Genomic DNA, 816 nt, shown 5'->3' on the forward strand with positions numbered 1-816 from the left:
CTCCTCCGCCGACCCGGACACCACCCGGTCGGCGCGCAAGGCCGCCCCGGCGCGACCGACCGACCCGGCCCCCGTCGCCGGGCTGGACGAGGACCAGATGGAGAACGCCGAGGCGATCGTCCGGACCGGCCGCAAGATGGGGGTCCCCCGCCGTGGCCTGGTGATCGCGGTGGCCACCGCCATGCAGGAGAGCAACCTCTACAACGTGGCCAGCGGCGTGCTGCCCGAGTCGCAGGACCACCCGCACCAGGGTGTCGGCTGGGACCACGACTCCGTCGGGCTGTTCCAGCAGCGCTCCAGCAGCGGCTGGGGCCCGGTGGGGCGGCTGATGGACCCCGAGTTCGCCACCCGGCAGTTCCTCAGCGCGTTGGAGCAGGTGCCCGGCTGGCAGCAGATGCGGCTCACCGACGCCGCCCAGGCGGTCCAGGTCTCCGCGTACCCCGAGCACTACCAGCAGCACGAGTGGCGGGCCAACACGGTCGTCGACGCCATCGTGCCGGCCGGGCGGTAACCTACCGCCCACTATGGACGGTTGGGGTTGAGCCTGTCGGGTCCCGGGTACATCCGTTGCGGGTACGGGGTACACATGACACAGGGATCACCGACAGGAGGACGTCATGTCACTGATGCAGCGGATCAGCATGTTCCTGCGATCACCCAAGGGGCAGCAGCTGGTCGACCGGGGGCGGCGCGAGCTGGCCAAGCCCGCCAACCAGCAGAAGCTCAAGGGGTTGGCGGCCCGGCTGTCCAACCGCCGCCGCTGAGCGCCCCACCGGCCGTCCCGCCCGCCGCACCGACCTGGGGAGAGACCCGGTG

1 protein-coding gene and 1 pseudogene are annotated in these 816 nt (G+C 71.8%); both read left to right on the forward strand.

What is annotated here, in order from left to right:
- Positions 1–511 (forward strand): annotated as a pseudogene (locus EAD89_RS30145) (peptidase M23); the annotation flags it as partial.
- 106 nt (positions 512–617) lie between these two features.
- Positions 618–764 (forward strand): hypothetical protein, encoded by a 147-nt coding sequence (locus EAD89_RS30860; protein WP_199723191.1) that lies wholly within the window; start codon positions 618–620, stop codon positions 762–764.
- The last annotated feature ends 52 nt before the right edge of the window (positions 765–816 follow it).

Source organism: Micromonospora sp. BL4, assembly GCF_003667505.1.
Classification (GTDB): domain Bacteria; phylum Actinomycetota; class Actinomycetes; order Mycobacteriales; family Micromonosporaceae; genus Micromonospora.